This window comes from Nostoc sp. UHCC 0252 (assembly GCF_034931145.1).
Taxonomy (GTDB): domain Bacteria; phylum Cyanobacteriota; class Cyanobacteriia; order Cyanobacteriales; family Nostocaceae; genus Nostoc.
In genome coordinates this window covers 121,233-137,458 of record NZ_JAYGHE010000011.1, presented here as the reverse complement: position 1 = coordinate 137,458, position 16,226 = coordinate 121,233, and the positions used below count along the sequence as shown (strand labels likewise).

16 protein-coding genes and 1 pseudogene are annotated in these 16,226 nt (G+C 41.6%); 9 read left to right on the top strand and 8 right to left on the bottom strand.

Translation table 11 applies throughout. The features are described 5' to 3' along the window. Positions 1–369: 369 nt before the first annotated feature. Positions 370–819: an MgtC/SapB family protein gene (locus VB732_RS10075; protein WP_323230686.1), complete on the top strand. Its 450-nt coding sequence runs from the start codon at positions 370–372 to the stop codon at positions 817–819. 25 nt (positions 820–844) lie between these two features. On the opposite strand, the gene recF is transcribed toward VB732_RS10075, so the two are convergent. Together recF and VB732_RS10065 are read right to left on the bottom strand one after the other, a co-directional pair. Continuing rightward, complete coding sequence (gene recF / locus VB732_RS10070; protein WP_323230685.1) at positions 845–1,966, bottom strand: DNA replication/repair protein RecF; 1,122 nt, start codon at positions 1,964–1,966, stop codon at positions 845–847. A gap of 157 nt (positions 1,967–2,123) precedes the next feature. Continuing rightward, positions 2,124–4,982: a cation-translocating P-type ATPase gene (locus VB732_RS10065; protein ID WP_323230704.1), complete on the bottom strand. Its 2,859-nt coding sequence runs from the start codon at positions 4,980–4,982 to the stop codon at positions 2,124–2,126. Positions 4,983–5,732: 750 nt separating this feature from the next. Here VB732_RS10065 and VB732_RS10060 point away from each other — a divergent pair. Together VB732_RS10060 and VB732_RS10055 are read left to right on the top strand one after the other, a co-directional pair. Continuing rightward, on the top strand, positions 5,733–7,400 hold the full coding sequence (locus tag VB732_RS10060; protein WP_323230684.1) for a transglutaminase family protein: 1,668 nt from the start codon (positions 5,733–5,735) through the stop codon (positions 7,398–7,400). Positions 7,401–7,591: 191 nt separating this feature from the next. Beyond that, positions 7,592–8,980: a PAS domain-containing sensor histidine kinase gene (locus VB732_RS10055; protein ID WP_323230682.1), complete on the top strand. Its 1,389-nt coding sequence runs from the start codon at positions 7,592–7,594 to the stop codon at positions 8,978–8,980. Here the strand turns inward: VB732_RS10055 and VB732_RS10050 are convergent. From VB732_RS10050 to VB732_RS10030, 5 genes and pseudogenes are all read right to left on the bottom strand, one after another. Further along, positions 8,970–9,242 (bottom strand): annotated as a pseudogene (locus tag VB732_RS10050) (hypothetical protein); the annotation flags it as partial. The gene VB732_RS10055 and the pseudogene VB732_RS10050 sit on opposite strands and share 11 nt — an antisense overlap. Before the next feature lie 26 nt (positions 9,243–9,268). Then, entirely contained in the window at positions 9,269–9,967 is a 699-nt protein-coding gene (locus tag VB732_RS10045) for a hypothetical protein (RefSeq protein WP_323230681.1), read from the bottom strand. 73 nt (positions 9,968–10,040) lie between these two features. After that, a complete protein-coding gene (locus VB732_RS10040; protein ID WP_323230680.1) occupies positions 10,041–10,733 on the bottom strand; it encodes a hypothetical protein in 693 nt (230 codons plus the stop codon). 64 nt (positions 10,734–10,797) lie between these two features. After that, on the bottom strand, positions 10,798–11,544 hold the full coding sequence (locus VB732_RS10035) for a hypothetical protein (RefSeq protein WP_323230678.1): 747 nt from the start codon (positions 11,542–11,544) through the stop codon (positions 10,798–10,800). A 143-nt stretch (positions 11,545–11,687) separates the two neighbouring features. After that, the gene (locus VB732_RS10030) at positions 11,688–12,542 is read right to left on the bottom strand and encodes a PD-(D/E)XK nuclease family protein (RefSeq protein WP_323230677.1); all 855 of its coding nucleotides are present in this window, start codon (positions 12,540–12,542) and stop codon (positions 11,688–11,690) included. Between the two features lie 145 nt (positions 12,543–12,687). Here VB732_RS10030 and VB732_RS10025 point away from each other — a divergent pair, with 145 nt between their 5' ends. From VB732_RS10025 to VB732_RS10000, 6 genes are all read left to right on the top strand, one after another. Beyond that, positions 12,688–14,112, top strand: coding sequence for a phosphoglucomutase/phosphomannomutase family protein (locus VB732_RS10025; protein ID WP_323230676.1), 1,425 nt, complete (start codon positions 12,688–12,690; stop codon positions 14,110–14,112). Between the two features lie 118 nt (positions 14,113–14,230). Then, positions 14,231–14,509 (top strand): LapA family protein, encoded by a 279-nt coding sequence (locus VB732_RS10020; protein WP_323230675.1) that lies wholly within the window; start codon positions 14,231–14,233, stop codon positions 14,507–14,509. A gap of 13 nt (positions 14,510–14,522) precedes the next feature. Beyond that, on the top strand, positions 14,523–14,747 hold the full coding sequence (locus tag VB732_RS10015) for a DUF433 domain-containing protein (RefSeq protein WP_012412401.1): 225 nt from the start codon (positions 14,523–14,525) through the stop codon (positions 14,745–14,747). Beyond that, positions 14,744–15,076 carry a DUF5615 family PIN-like protein gene (locus VB732_RS10010; RefSeq protein WP_323230674.1) on the top strand — a complete coding sequence of 111 codons (333 nt, stop codon included), beginning with the start codon at positions 14,744–14,746 and terminating at the stop codon, positions 15,074–15,076. Before VB732_RS10015 ends, VB732_RS10010 begins: the two co-directional genes overlap by 4 nt. A gap of 11 nt (positions 15,077–15,087) precedes the next feature. Next, complete coding sequence (locus VB732_RS10005) at positions 15,088–15,345, top strand: BrnA antitoxin family protein (protein WP_100901828.1); 258 nt, start codon at positions 15,088–15,090, stop codon at positions 15,343–15,345. Positions 15,346–15,379: 34 nt separating this feature from the next. After that, positions 15,380–15,823 (top strand): DUF29 domain-containing protein, encoded by a 444-nt coding sequence (locus tag VB732_RS10000; RefSeq protein ID WP_323230673.1) that lies wholly within the window; start codon positions 15,380–15,382, stop codon positions 15,821–15,823. 46 nt (positions 15,824–15,869) lie between these two features. Here VB732_RS10000 and VB732_RS09995 read toward each other — a convergent pair whose 3' ends face one another. Then, entirely contained in the window at positions 15,870–16,112 is a 243-nt protein-coding gene (locus tag VB732_RS09995) for a CopG family ribbon-helix-helix protein (RefSeq protein ID WP_323230672.1), read from the bottom strand. Positions 16,113–16,226: the final 114 nt, after the last annotated feature.

Below are 16,226 nucleotides of genomic sequence, written 5' to 3'. Positions count from 1 at the left end.
ATGCATAACGCAAACTTAATTTTTCATCGAAAAAAATAATGTCTTATTGCAACATAATCCGAACAATGGAAAATTCTAGTTTTAAGCTAAATAAAATATTATAAAATTATAAAACTGAGAGAGTTCAAGTATAATATAGTTTATAAAATAAAATTGCACCTGTAGAATGAAACTCCATTAATCAAAAGATATAAATATTTGTACAGTATTTTTTTGCAAAAAAATTACTATTTAATCTAGTACATTTTGGTGAAAGTTTATCTACCTTAAAAACCAGGACATTTTGCCTCTTATCTGATTAATTGATATGTTAGCTGCATTTCGGTCGTGATGTACTAGCAGATAAAATTCTCTATACCAGACTAAACATTGCCAAATACTTACTACCTCGCAACTAATGATTGGCTGAACATAAGCTTCCGGCTATGCATTGCATTGTTTATTGGAGCAATAATCGGCTTAGACCGCGAAATTAGGAACAAACCAGCTGGTTTAAGAACTCACATGCTGGTGAGTTTCGGTTCAGCCATATTTATTTTGATAATTATGCAAACAGGACAACTGCAAGATAGTCCTGATGCACTGAGCCGCGTGATTCAGGGAATTGCAACTGGTGTAGGATTTCTCGGTGCTGGAGAAATTGTGCGCCAATCTCCCCAAGAATCACAGCGATTTAAAATTCATGGACTCACATCAGCAGCAGCTATTTGGGTTTCGGCTGCATTGGGAATTGCTGCTGGCTGTGGTTTATGGCAGTTAGGATTAATCAGTTCTGGGCTGACTCTTATAGTTCTCAACGTTTTTAAAAGGTTTGAATAATATCAAAATAATTCATAATTGATAATCACTGTCGGATTATTTCTCCTGCTTTCACAAAAAGAATTTGGGAGGATTTCAGCCACTGGGAATCAAAAGAACCTAAGTGAGTGGTAGTAATTAGCGTTTGAAAGCGGTCTTGAATGGCATCGAGCAATTGATTTTGGCGTGATAAATCGAGTTCAGCAAGGACATCATCAAGCAATAGCAAAGGTGGCTCTTTAACGACTTCTTCAATTAATTGTAATTCTGCTAATTTTAAGGCTAGAACTAGTGTTCGTTGTTGACCTTGAGAACCGTATTGACGAGCAGGTGTCTGGTTAATAGTTAATTCTATTTCGTCTCGATGAGGGCCGACAAGAGTAGTGCCTTGGTGCATTTCAGCGATCGCTCTTTGCTGAATTTTTGCTAAAAAAGCTTGCTGCACTTCTTCTGGATGGTTATCCTCTAAAGGAATATTAGGCACGTAATTAATTTGCAGAACTTCTGTACTGCCGCTAATACTAGCGTGCCAAGCACTTGCAATAGGAGCTAATCTTTGTATAGCGCGATCGCGTCGTCTAATTACCCTGGTTCCTGTGGTCGCTAACTGTGCATCCCACACCGCCAATTCTGAGTGTAGAGACGTTGCATCTAACGTTTCTACATGGCGTTTTAAAAAGGCATTGCGCTGGCGTAAGACATGGTTATACTGCTGCAAAATGTGAGCATAAACTGGTTCGAGTTGAATTAAGAGTGTATCTAACCAGTTGCGGCGACCTTCGGGGCCGCCGCGTACTAGGTCTAAATCCAGGCTAGAAAACTGGACTGCATTGAGAACGCCGAGAAAATCCATTTGACGGCGGATGGATTCACCATTAATCGCAACACTGCGGCGACCATTGCGGCGCAGCGTTAAAGTCAGATCACTAACCCCTGCTTGACGCTCAAGGGTGGCATTAATTTGGGCTATGGCTTCCCCTTCTTGAACCAAATCGCGATCGCGGGTCATTCGGTGCGATCGCAACGTCGCCAGCAACTCCACCGCCTCCAACAAATTCGACTTTCCTTGAGCATTATTACCTACCAAAATTGTTTTAGCGGCATTAAACTCAACCTGCTGGTCTTGATAATTGCGAAATTGTCGGAGGCTTAGAGTTTTTAGGTACATAGTGGGAATTGAAAATTGGGAATTGGGAACTGGGAATTGGGAACTGGGAATTGGGAACTGGGAATTGGGAAAAGACTTATTTCAAGTTCTCACCTCTTGTCCCCTTGTCCCCTTGTCCCCCTGCTCCCTTGCTTCTTCCCCATTCCCCATTCCCAATTTACACAGCCTTCTTGCCCATAATCCGCAGAAATATCTTCTCCGCTTCAATCCAGACAAACATTAAGGAACTGAAGCCAATACAAACCCCCAACTCTTGCATGTTGAGATAGTGAGTACCAAAGAAATCTCGCAGGGGTGGGACGTAAACTAGCATTAGCTGCAAAATCGTGGTGACGACAACAGCCGCTAGTACAAATATATTAGAAAAGGGATTCATTTCGATCGCCAGTCGGTTATTGGAACGAATAGCGATCGCATGTCCCATTTGGGCAATACACAAGGTAGTAAATACCATTGTTTTCCAAGCTTCAGGATTGCCCTGATACTCAGGGGCATGGGTATGTTGATAAGCCCACCACATCAAGGCAATGCTGATAATGGCAAAAATGATCCCAATGCGAATCATGTAAGAACCCAATCCCCTAGCGAAAATACTTTCGCGGGGACTAAAAGGCGGACGTTGCATCACATCTGGTTCTGGAGGTTCTACAGCTAATGCCAAAGCTGGTAAACCATCTGTCACCAAATTCATCCACAAAATTTGTAAGGGAGTAAGGGGAACGCCTCCCAAACCGATTAGGGGTGCGGCTGCAATGGTGAGAACTTCACCAATGTTACTGCCTAGAATGTATTTAATAAAGCGGCGGATATTGGTGTAAACAACTCTACCTTCCTTGGTGGCGCTGACAATGGTGGCGAAGTTGTCATCAAGTAAGACCATATCGCTGGCTTCTTTACTGACATCAGTGCCAGTAATGCCCATTGCAATCCCGATGTCGGCTTGTTTAAGGGCTGGGGCATCGTTAACACCATCACCCGTCATTGCTACAAATCTACCTCGACGTTGCAATGCTTGGACAATTCGCAGTTTGTGTTCTGGGGAAACCCTGGCGTAAATGCTCACTAGGTCAACATTTTGCTCTAATTCCTGGTCACTCATCCGTTGCAATTCTTGACCTGTGAGGACACGTGCGCCTTCTTCGGCAATTCCCAAATCGGTAGCGATCGCTCGTGCCGTTAATTGGTGGTCGCCAGTAATCATGACTGGGCGAATTCCTGCTTCTCGGCACTCTTGCACAGCTGCCCTTACCTCTGGGCGTGGCGCATCTAACATTCCTACCAATCCCAGCCATACTAAGCCTTGCTCAGATGCTTCGTCTGAACCTTCCGGTGGAACCTCCGTCAGGGGCTTGTAGGCGAAACCTAGCACCCGTAAACCTTTACTCGCCATAAGGTCATTTTCTGCCAAAATGTTTTGGCGTTGTGCTTCGGTCAAGGAGGGTGAGTGATTGCCCAAATGAATCTGAGTGGAACGTGCCAGGATTAACTCTGGGGAACCTTTGGTAAACATTAAGTAAGGTTCAGATTGGATCAAGCCAGCGATCGCCGGGTCAACATCTCTCGAAGACGCTTCACCCGTGGCGACTCCTTCCACCTGAGAAATCACGCTCATCCGTTTGCGTTCTGAAGAAAAGGGAAACTCGGCAACGCGAGGTAATTTACTGTTCCACTGATCTTTTTCGATTCCAGCTTTTCCCGCCAGAGTAACTAATGCGCCCTCTGTCGGATCTCCCAAAATTGCCCATTCACCTTGTTCTTTTTGCAACACTGAATCATTACAAACAGCACAGGCAACAGACAACGCTGAAATTTCTGGAGCTTCCTCTAGGGAAATTGTTCGATCATCTAACTGAAAGTCCCCTGTGGGAGCATAACCTTGGCCGGTAACGCGAAAAGTTTGGTTATTGGTAAAAACCGATTGCACGACCATTTTATTTTGCGTCAGTGTACCGGTTTTATCAGAACAAATTGTGGTTACAGAACCCAAAGTTTCCACTGCGGGCAGTTTGCGAATCAAAGCATTTTGGCGCACCATTCGCTGGGTTCCCAGCGCTAGAGTCACGGTAATTACAGCAGGTAAACCTTCAGGCACTACAGCAACCGCCATACTTAAGGAAACTTCCAAGAGTTCTTGGATGTTGCTAAAGCCTCTTGCCTGGATCACACCGCCGACGACAACGATCGCCACGAGAATCAAAGAACCCGTAACTAGGACGTTACCCAGTTGAGTCATTCGTTGCTGTAACGGCGTAGGTTCACTTTCTACCGACTGCAACATGGTGGCAATTTTGCCGAGTTCTGTAGTCATTCCGGTGTTAGTCACCAGAATCTTGGCGCGTCCTTGGACTACTTCGGTTCCTTGAAACACGACATTGAGGCGATCGCCTAATGATGTTTCCTCCGGCAATTTTAATGATGCCTGTTTATTCACCGCTTCGGCTTCACCAGTCAGCGCCGACTCACGCACTTGTAAATTAGACTGCTCGATTAAGCGTCCATCTGCGGCTATCTGCATCCCAGCTTCCAGCAGCATTACATCCCCTGGCACTAGTTCCTTGGCTGCTATCTCCACCAATCTACCCTCGCGGATGACTCGCACTAAGGGAGAGGTCATTTTTTTCAGAGCTGCCAAGGCTTTTTCAGCACGGCTTTCTTGGACGTAACCGAGTATGCCATTGAGAATGACAATTGCTAAAATAGCGATCGTATCTTTAAATGGCACTTCACCAGGCTTCAAATCACCAGCCCGCAAAGCCACCAGGTCTAAAATCCCAGAAATCAGAGCTACGCCAATCAGCATCAACAACATAATGTTCTTGAACTGATCCACCAAAATTTCCCAAGTACTACGGCCAGCAGTTTCTTCAAGTTCGTTGGGGCCGTACTTTTGCAACCTCTGTTGAATTTCTTGGGGTGTTAAGCCACTGTCTGCATTACTATCAAGCAGGTCTAGCGCTTTATCAACTTCTAAACTATGCCAAACGGCGGCACCTTCAGGCAGAGAATTAGCAGACATCGTGTAGGTCACAGGAAATGCTTACAAAGTTTGATCATAATTTAGTGATGGCAGGAATTCCATCTTTTACATCTTTTAAAGTTACATTAAGGCGATCGCCCAGTTAAATGCCCAGTTAAATGAATACATAGCAGTTCCCATTCAGATGCGGTACAAGATTATATTGCGAGGTGTAGGGGCAGCCACTGCCGTGCCCTTACGGGTGTCCCTCAAGTAAACGAGAACCGCTATTATTTAATTCTTAACATTTGTAAATTTATCTTATATTGACACAGTATTCTTTCTCACGAAAGAGTCGATCGGAACACATTTTACCGATAATTGTGAGTAATAGAGCTTAGAAAAAAAGGCAAAGGAGCAGGGAGCAGGAACCGAGGGGGATGGAAAAAAATGAGACCCCACCATAACAAGAGCCACGACCCTTGTTATGGAGAACTCAGACCCATGTTCTGCTCTGCTTCGCAGCTTTCCCCTGCCTCTTCTTTGAAGCTTTGTTACAGAGGATATGCCACAATTACTTTTAGGCTGCTATTCCTTTCATTTACATCCAGTAGTCAATAGCCAGGATGCATGGCACGATTGGATTTATTCATTTTTTATTTCGCGGAAAGTTGAGCCATTCCCTCGTGTATTTTACCGCTTAAGCAAACTGGAGTGCTATTAGGGTTTTCCAATTTAGCAAACTTTTCTAGCCGAATTAGAATTTTGAATTACTCAGGCGTGCTAAACCATTCAATAAATATGCTTAATATGAGTTTTGCACTCCCCACGACCGTTAGCCAGATGTTTGGGCAAAAAACAATTCGACCGCTTACTGCTGCTTCCTTATGTGGCATTACTTTCATTAAAGATAGACTCATTGCCATTGACAGTATTAAAGGGCATCTACTGGAGATCGATCTCACCTCCGACAACAGTAAAATTCTGAATCCCCATCAAGTTAAAGAATTTATTGATGTCACTGGTTTAGCAGTATGGGAAGATACCCTTTGGGTAAGCCGCGAAAATAGTGTCTACTTGTGCAACCTCAATGCTTTGGGTCTGGAGCATTTTGTGACATTGCCTTATCCGGCTGATGGCGTTGCTGTTTGGGAAACAACAGTTTATATCACCTGCCAAAGGCTAGGTTACATTCTAATTTATGACCGCGAAAGCCGAAAAGAGATTACCAGATTTTATGCCCCTGGAGTTGGGATAGAGAATTTGGCAGTAAATCAGGAAATGCTATGGATTTGCGATCGCACCGAACAATCCGTTTACGCGATGGATAGGGCCACAGGAGAACTCCAATTTAGTGTCCTAACGCCCTTTGAATGTCCTACAGGCATTGCAATCCATAAAAATGGCGAAACAGGCGAAGAAAGTATCTACGTCGCTTATGCCTCAGAGGAAGCTTACATTCGGGATAATCCCAATGCCGATCCGAGTCATGAGTTGACATTCCGCGATCGCACTTTTATTCATCCCCTGTATTATCATTACGAACCAGATAAGCGCTACGCCCTCTCTAACGGCTATCTCATTGAAATGTCTTATGCCGAAGAAATTGCACCCTTAGACGAGGTTTATTTACCTGATGTCGAATGGCGCATTGCCTTACCATCGGAAACTGAGCGTCAAAAGGTAAAACACGTTGAACCAATTGGTATACCCTTTACCGAAGAAGTGATAGAAGGGCAACGTGTAGCAGTCTTTAAATTTGAATCTCTTGCCCCAGGAGAGCGGCATATATTTGGCTGGAAAGCACTTTTGGAAGTTCGAGGCATTAAGTATCGCATCACACCCAGAGATGTAGAAGACGTTCCCGACCTTTCCTCAGAATTACAAATGCGCTACTTAGTGGATGACGATGATCTAGCAATGGATACTACCATTGTTCGCCGGGCCGCTAGAGAAGCAATTGGTTCTGAAACCAATGTTCTGCGGAAAATGTACAGCATCCGCAACTACGTCTACGATGAGTTATCCTACGGTATTAAACCTTACATTGATACACCAGATACAGTTTTAGAACGGGGTGTTGGTTCTTGTGGCGAATATGTCGGTGTCTTACTTGCCCTATGCCGTTTAAATGGCATCCCCTGCCGTACCGTAGGCAGATACAAATGCCCTCCCCATAGTGACTTACTAGGAGTACCGCTACAACCCGACTTTAATCATGTTTGGCTGGAGTTCTACGTCCCGAATTTTGGCTGGTTGCCAATGGAATCAAATCCTGACGATGTAGGTGAAGGCGGCCCTTATCCAACGCGCTTTTTTATGGGCTTATGCTGGTATCACATTGAAATTGGCAAAGGTATCACCTTTGAAACTGTGACAAGTCAAGGTGAACGGCTAACCAAAGAAGATATCCCCATCGGTGATTTAGCGATAAATCATATCCGATTCACAATTCTTAAAGAATTGCCGCCCTTTTGAATTCCTTCGATTTATTTTACCCAAATTATGCTTTTTAATTAGCTCCTGTTTTTCAGGATTATTGAGCCAGTCTTTTAAAGCCTCAGCGATATGATCGCTGAGGTTTTTATCTGCTTTTTAGGCTATGTTGATTTAGTGGTTTTTCCTATTCATCAACCATGAAAACAACATTTTAGATTCAGACTAAGGGTATGAATGATTGGAAATCTCTGAATGACTTCTCTGACAAACAATATACGCAGCAGCAAAACTTCTCGCTGGCTTTTCTGCTGCGGATGATCAATGGTATATCTGACCCCATTTTTCTTAAAAACGACCAACATCAGTGGATACTACTTAATGATGCCTTTTGTAATTTCATCGGGTATAGCCGAGAAGAATTAATTGGTAAGTCTGACTATGATGTTTTTTCCAAAGCAGAAGCTGATGTGTTTTGGGAAAAAGATGAAGTTGTTTTCACTACAGGGGTAACTCATGAAAACGAGGAATTATTTACAGATTCCGATGGCGCAACACACTGTATCCTGACCAAAAAATATTTATTTAAGGATGATTTAGGTAATCGTTTCTTAGTCGGGATTATTCGTGATTTAACACAGCAAAAGCAGGTAGAAGCTGCTCTGCGCCGTAGTAATGCTGTGCTTAAACAAGCGGAAGCAGACCTCCGACAGCAAACACAAGAATTAGAAACAGCATTATCCAAACTACAAAATACCCAATCTCAGTTAATTCAAAGCGAAAAAATGTCCAGTTTGGGCCAACTAGTTGCAGGTGTGGCACATGAAATCAACAACCCAGTTAGCTTTATTTACGGCAATATTAGCCCAGCTGATGAATACACTAAAAGTTTATTTTCACTGTTAGAACTCTACCAAAAACATTATCCCCAACCAGTCAAGGCAATTCACGAGTTTACAAATCTAATTGAACTAGACTTCTTAAGGTCAGACTTACCCAAATTATTCCAATCGATGATGATGGGAGCAGAGCGGATTCGAGAGATTGTGCTTTCCCTGCGGACTTTTTCACGCGTAGATGAAGCTGAAATGAAACGGGTTGATATCCATGAGGGAATTGATAGTACGATGATGATTATCCAAAGCCGCTTCAAGGCTACTGACCAGCGCCCGAAAATTGAGGTAATCAAAGAATATGGCAACCTCCCCTTGGTTGAATGTTATGCTGGGCAGCTAAACCAAGTATTTATGAATATTTTAGTGAATGCGATCGATGCTTTAGAAGATTCGATGGTTACATCTCGGTGGACAACAAAAAAACGACTAAAAACGGATAATCCCCGAATTTATATTCGCACCCAATTACTAACACCAAATCAAATCACAATTCGCATTGCCGACAACGGACTCGGAATACCAGAAGATGCTAAAAAGCAACTATTTAATCCCTTTTTTACGACCAAGCCAGTTGGAAAAGGTACAGGTATGGGGCTGGCTATTAGTCACCAAATTGTCACAGAAAGACATGGCGGTTCTTTAGAATGTATTTCGCAACCAGGAGTTGGTACTGAGTTTATCATTCGCATTCCCCTCATTCAACAACGTCAAATTTCTAACGCCTGATATTAACTCTTAAACTGGGCAATGGATACGATTGATGCTGCTTAAAATCGGCAAACTCACAGATGGAGTTAAATGGGCAAAAACGGCAGTGAGAGCCAGGATTTGGAGGGAATATTTTACTGAAATGACTAGTCTCTTCCTGATATTTTTGCAAATCGTGCTGGTGCTTGTGGGCAATATTCGCCAACTCAAATTTTAAGGATTCTAATTCACTATTATTAATAGTAATTAACTCAGATTTTTTACAAATTTCCAAATTATAAGCTAATGCACTTTAATACTCACTCCTTAACCACAATTTTCGTCTAGTTCTAAACTCTTATTTCTATTCAAGTATTCTTCAAACAATTCAAAAAATTTCTGTAGTGCTTCGTACTCGTCTACAGAATAGAAAAGAATTATTTTAGACCATGACTGACCTGAGTCAATTCCATATTTTTCTTCAACCCATGATTGAAAACCTTCAAATTCCTTTTCTGGCTCGCTTGGAGGTATACCAACTTCTCTTCGAGCCAGACTATATCCTCGCAAAAGCATATCTAGTTCAGTGATTGGATTAATTCTTAAGTACATACCCGGCCTTTTCTTTATGCCCTTTAGAATCTCGTCGTAAATATCAAATTTACGAACCTTTGAATTATCTCTAGTAGGGCTAGCTTCTTCTTCACTTTCTTGAATTTTGGAATCATCTTTGTGTTTTAGAAACTGCTCATACTCTTCAAAAAATCTGTAGAAGGCATTTCTCTCAGTCCAACAAAGAAACAGAATTATCTCATTCCATGATCGTGAAACTGTAATTTTTGCTCTTTCTTGCATCCACTCGTTAAATCCTTGCATTGGGTAGCCTTGTGGATTTAATCCGAAATGCTCTATTCGACTAAAATACCAGCCGCTTACAAAGGAACTAAGGCAAGTAATTGATGGCTTATCTATGTAGATAACTGGATTTTCTTTAATGTTTTGGAGAAGCGTAGAAAGATTCATCATATTGATTACTCCAATTTAATTTAGGGACTAGGGTGCGTTATGCCGTAAGCTAATCCACTTTAATACTCTCTGCTTAACCACAATTTTCGTCTAGTTCTAAACTCTTATTTCTATTCAAGTATTCTTCAAACAATTCAAAAAATTTATGTAGTGCCTCATGCTCGTCTACAGTGTAGAAAAGAATTATTTTAGACCATGACTGACCTGAGTTAATTCCGTATTTCTCTTCAACCCATGATTGAAAACCTTCAAATTCCTTTTCTGGCTCAGTTGGAGGTACGCCAACTTCTCTTCGAGCCAGACTATATCCTCGCAGAACCATATCAAGTCTAGTAATTGAACTAGTCCCTAAATACATTCCTGGTCTTTTCTTTATAGCGCCTAGAATCTCCTTGTAAATATCAAACCGAGGAAACATCAAATCCCGACGAAGCCTTAAAACGTCTTCACTTCCTTGAATTCCTGAATTATCTTTCTGTTCTATGAACTTTTCAAAAAGTTCAAAAAATTTATAGAAGGCATTTCTTTCACCAGGAAAAAGAAACAGAATTATTCTAGCCCAAGATTTAATTAAATTAGTTTCTGCTATTTCTTGCATCCACTCGTCAAATCCTTCCATTGGGTCGCCTTCAGGAGTTGATCCTAAGTCACTTAGTTGACCTAAATACCCACCTACAAAGAAATCAAGACAGGTAATTGATGGCTTATCTATGTACATAACTGGATTTTCTTTAATCTTTTGGAGAAGCGTAAAAAGCTCTTTCATGCTAGCAACCTCTAATTTGGTGAAGATTTAGTAATTGAACAACTATATCGTGCTTTTATTCAGGTCAATCTTTTCTATCACGAGGGGATGAATTATCTGGCAGTATATCAGCACGAACCACATCGCTAATCCATTCTCCCTCAACATTATTGTTAGAATAATTTGCATAATCATCCCATGTCATGGTGTCGCCAGTTGAATATTCATAAACGACCCCACGAGTTTGATGATTACCATCTCCATCATTTAAACGAATCCAGGTTACATAATCACTAGAAGGAGGATAACCACCACCAAATTGAATATCTTGATATTGAACTAAACTTCTAATTGCCCCTGGTACAGATCGCCAACTTCGATAATGATGAGTTACAAATTTGTCGGGATAACCAGACCTTCTGTAATGTACTGTTTGGTGAAATTTGTAATTATAAAGAACTGAAGATTGACCTTGTGGGCCACAAACTAAATTAAGTGGATAAAAAGAACAATATATTTCCTTAGCTTTATTTTTATCCTGTTTATTTTGACCAATATTCCAAATATAAACATTAGCAATTTCAGGTAAGTGCATTTTCTCAATAGCTGTATTACTAGCAGCATCTTCTACAGATGAATTAGTAGCTTTTATAAGTGTGTTTGTGCTAGTTACCGTTATTTCGGCAGCCTCAGCAGTAGTAGCTAATTCCGAGTCTAAAGATGGCAGCAATGTATATGTAGATTGAGGTAAAATACCTTTAATTATTAAAATTAAAAGGAAATTCCAAATTATTTTTGATATAAAAATAGATTTATTTATCTTTAATCGCATTAGTCTTGAGTCCTGAAAATCTAAAATAAAATAGGTGCAGTTTGCATCTAGTTTGTCTGACAGGAATCAAGAGTGATGTCAGTAAAATTACGAGAATTTAGTAACGTTTTTTATAATTGAAGAAAAAGAGACAGGTAAATAAACTAACTATTAATTCTTAAACTTGGCAGTGGATACGAGTGATGTTGCTTAAAATCAGCAAATTCACAAATTGAGTTAAATGGACAAAAGCGGCAGTGAGAGCCAGGATTGGGGGGGAAAATCTTACTAAAATTAGTAGTTTCTGCTTGATATTTTTGTAAATCGTGCTGGTGCTTGTGGGCAATATTAGCTAACTCGAATTTTAAGTATTCTAATTCACTATTATTGATGCTAATTAACTCAGACTTTTTACATATTTCCAAATTATAAAATGATGCAACAGCTTTCCGTCCAGGGTAAAGATAACGAGCAGCCACCAAATAAACTAATGCCTGTCGTCGGTCAAAAGCCGACTTACCAGTTTTGAAATCTAAAATATGTAAAGTGCTATCAGACTCGATAAAAACGCAGTCCATAGCCGCATATAAGCGAAAGCAATAATCTTCTTGTTCAACTACTATCGGTTTAGGAAAGCCTTCATCACCCGGAGTCAATTGGATAATATCTTTATCCAAAAGCAACGGCGCATCGTGATATTTTTTCAGGATTTGCAGCACTCGTTGCTGAACTTGAACGCTTGAGTTGCTTAATTTAAGTAGCTGTGCAACTCTTTCTACACCATCTGCTTGCTTCAACAGATACCTGTGATGATGAAACTCATAAATGCCTTTTTGGGCGAGTATGCCAATCCTCTGGGGTGCGGTGGCTTGCCCTAGAAGCGCCTTGACTTGTGGTTCGTGTTGCCGTGCTTTGATAAACCCCCGTCTCATCTGGCAATGCCAGCGTTCTTGCCCGATCGCTGGGGCAACTAGAGACCAAAGGTGATAACTGGCAAAAGGTCGATCGGGGGTTGACATTGCTCAGAAACAGTGAGAGAAAATACGGTGGGGAGAAGTTTAAACTAAGGCTTGCTTAGAGAATAACTTCGGAGGATACTTGCTGCTACACAAGGTTTACGGAAAGCTTTTATAGTACTGATAATGTACGGAAGCAAGTGGCAAAATGTCCAGCAAGATTAAATTTGGCACCGATGGATGGCGAGGGATTATTGCCGATGATTTTACTTTTCCCAATGTACGGAAAGTAACAAGGGCGATCGCCACTTACTTGGAGACAGCGTACACAAAAAGCAAACCAGTACTTATTGCCTACGATACTCGCTTTTTAGCTGAACAGTTTGCCCAAACAGCGGCCCAAGTACTGGCAGACTTGGGTTGGATTGTGAAAATTACTGTTCGGGATTGCCCTACACCAGTAATTGCCTACAACGCCCGTTACTTAAATTCCGCAGGGGCGTTAATGTTTACTGCTAGTCATAATCCATCACCTTACTGTGGAATTAAATATATACCCGATTATGCTGGGCCTGCCACTCCAGAGATTACTGATACTATTGTGGCAAATATAGAAAGTGCATCGGATAAGTTGCCCGGAAGCAACCCATCAGGTTCAATTTCAATTTTCGATCCAAAACCAGATTATCTGCAATTTATCTACACCCTACTTGATGTAGAAAAGATTAAAAGCGCAAATTTAAAAGTAAAGTACGATGCTTTGTATTCTACCTCTCGCGGCTATTTAGATGAAGTTTTGCAACATAGCGGCGTTCAGTTAGAAAGTTTCCACGATTGGAGAGATGTTTTATTTGGGGGTGGGATGCCAGAACCCAAAGGAGAACAATTAGTTGAGTTAGTGGAAGCAGTGGTTCGCGATCGCGCTGATTTGGGTTTGGCGACGGATGGAGATAGCGATCGCTTTGGCATCGTTGATGAACGAGGAACTGTCCTGACTCCCAATACTGTGCTGTTAGTTCTAGCGCGTCATTTGCTCAAAAACAAAGGTAAAACAGGCGCTATAGTCCGCACTGTGGCGACAACCCACCTGCTGGATAATTTCGCTGCTAAAAATGGGCTGCAAATTTATGAGACAGCAGTTGGTTTTAAATACATCGGCGAAAAAATGCGCGAAACTGCCGTATTAATCGGTGGAGAAGAATCAGGTGGTTTGAGTATTATTGGGCATATCCCCGAAAAAGACGGCATTTTAGCCGATATGTTGGTGGCAGAAGCGATCGCTTATGAAGGTAAACCTTTAAGTCAGATGGTTAAAGAAGCGATCGCCGAAGCCGACGGCCCACTTTATAACAACCGCCTAGACTTGCACCTCACAGAGGCGCACAAAACCGCCGTCATCGACTCCTTTACCAAAAATCCACCTACAGAGGTAGCAGGAATTAAAGTCAAGGAAGTAGGACGTAAAGACGGTATTAAGCTGTATTTAGAAGAAGGTAGCTGGGTTTTACTGCGTCCTTCCGGTACAGAACCACTGGTGCGCGTCTATCTAGAAACCAACACTCCCGAAAAACTCACTCAAATCGCCCAAGAGTTAGAGATTGCCATTGCTAAACTAGAGGCAGTAGCAGCTTAATTTGTCGGAGTTAAGAGTTATTAATTAGGAGTTAAGAATTGTAAAATAATTATTCTTAACTCCTTGGTTTTTAATTTTGAGCAAAATATAACTCCTAACTTCTCACTTCAATCAAAATATGAAAACTCTCGCTCCTTTTTTGACATCTTTAGTTGTAGCGGTTTGGGTAATTGCGATCGCAATTATTTCAGTCCAAAATGCCACACCCGTATCGTTAAAATTCTTAACATTCCAATCGATTCAAATACCAATGGGTTTAGTGCTGGCTTTTAGTGCCTGTGCAGGGTTAATTGGCATGGCACTGCTGCAACCTCTGTGGGGACTTGCTGGTATTGGGCAGGGTAATTCTCGATTAGAAGACGATGCGGAATTTTTTGTTGACGATGAAGATTTTTGAGGGTTGAATAGCTGTGCAGTATCAAAACATTATTACAATCGAACCAGGAAAACGAGGTGGTAAGCCTTGTATTCGAGGAATGCGAATTACTGTATACGATGTTTTATCTTATCTTGCCTCTGGCATGACCTACGAGGAATTGCTTGATGACTTTCCTTATTTGACACAAGAGGATATTTTAGCTTGCCTAAGCTATGCAGCTGATCGAGAACGGCAAATGCTGACAATGCAAGCATGAAGTTATTGTTTGACCATAACTTATCACCTCGATTAGTTGATCGACTGGCTGATATTTACCCAAACTCTCAGCATCTTTTTCTTATAGGCTTAGATCAAGCAGATGATCTAACTGTTTGGGAGTATGCCCGACAAAATGGATTTACTGTTGTAACGAGAGATGCTGATTTTAATGAGTTGAGCATTTTGCGAGGATTTCCTCCGAAAGTGATTTGGATTCGTTATGGCAATTGTTCAACCAGACAGATTGAAGAGATTTTGCGATCGCATTTAGAGGATATCCAAGCTTTTGACAAAAATCCAAATTTGGGAGTTTTGACACTGTATTAGATTTAAAAACTATGGAAGCTGAGTATGATTTTAGCCAGGGCAAGCGGGGAGCAATTGAATCAACACCAACAGGCAAAACTCGAATTACAATTCGCCTAGATGATGAAGTACTAGCATGGTTTCGTGACCAAGTTCACGCAGCAGGTGGGGGAAATTACCAAACTTTGATTAACGATGCCTTGCGTGAGTACATTCAGCAGCGCCGTGAACCGTTAGAAGAGACATTAAGGCGAGTATTGCGAGAGGAACTTGAGCGTATTGGAAAATAAGGATATTTTGGCTTCCGTAAGATCGAGAACGGCTATGAGCGCAACTTATAAAGCAGATTTTAATTTGTGGATTGAGCAGACAGCCCAACTATTGCGATCGCATCACTGGCATGAAGTTGATGTAGAACATTTGATTGAAGAGGTTGAAGGCTTGGGCAAAAGTGAAAGGCGGGCTATTGCCAGTCAACTAACTCGCTTACTCTTGCATCTGCTGAAGTGGCAATATCAACCCCAGCGTCGCTCAGATAGTTGGCTCGATTCCATCACTGATTCTCGCACCCAAATTGAGTTAGCAATAAAAGATAGTCCTAGTCTTAAGAGTTATCCTACAGAGCAACTTGAGGAAAGTTATCAAAGGGCACGTCGGCAAGCAGCCAAGCAAACGGGAATACTTGTATCCGTGTTTCCAGAAGAGTACCCATATTCTGTAGAGTTAGTATTAGATGAAAACTGGCTACCAGAAGCAAGAGATATTTGATAACCTTATTTGTGACTGCATGGTATGAAGCGCATTACGCAGCCACTTAACATACATTAGTGAGTCTTGCAAAAGTCGCTTTTACTTCTTCATCATCGGCAAAGTCTCCACTATTCGCTTCAGCAATCCCCTTTTGAATTTCCTCGGTTTGCCAGTGATACATCTTTAGATAAGTGGCTACCGCCTCATTAAGTATGTGGCTGCGATCGCGATTCATTCCTGCTGCGATCGCATCAAGTGCAGCCTTCTGATCGCTATCTATCCGAAACGTAATATTTTCTTTGCTCATCGTCTTGTGAAAGTTGTCTTGCAATATATTATATTGCAATATTTTGCAATGCAACTTGATTATAGTGGCGATCGCTATGATCTCAGAGCCCCTCTAGCCTGGAAGTTTTGTAGT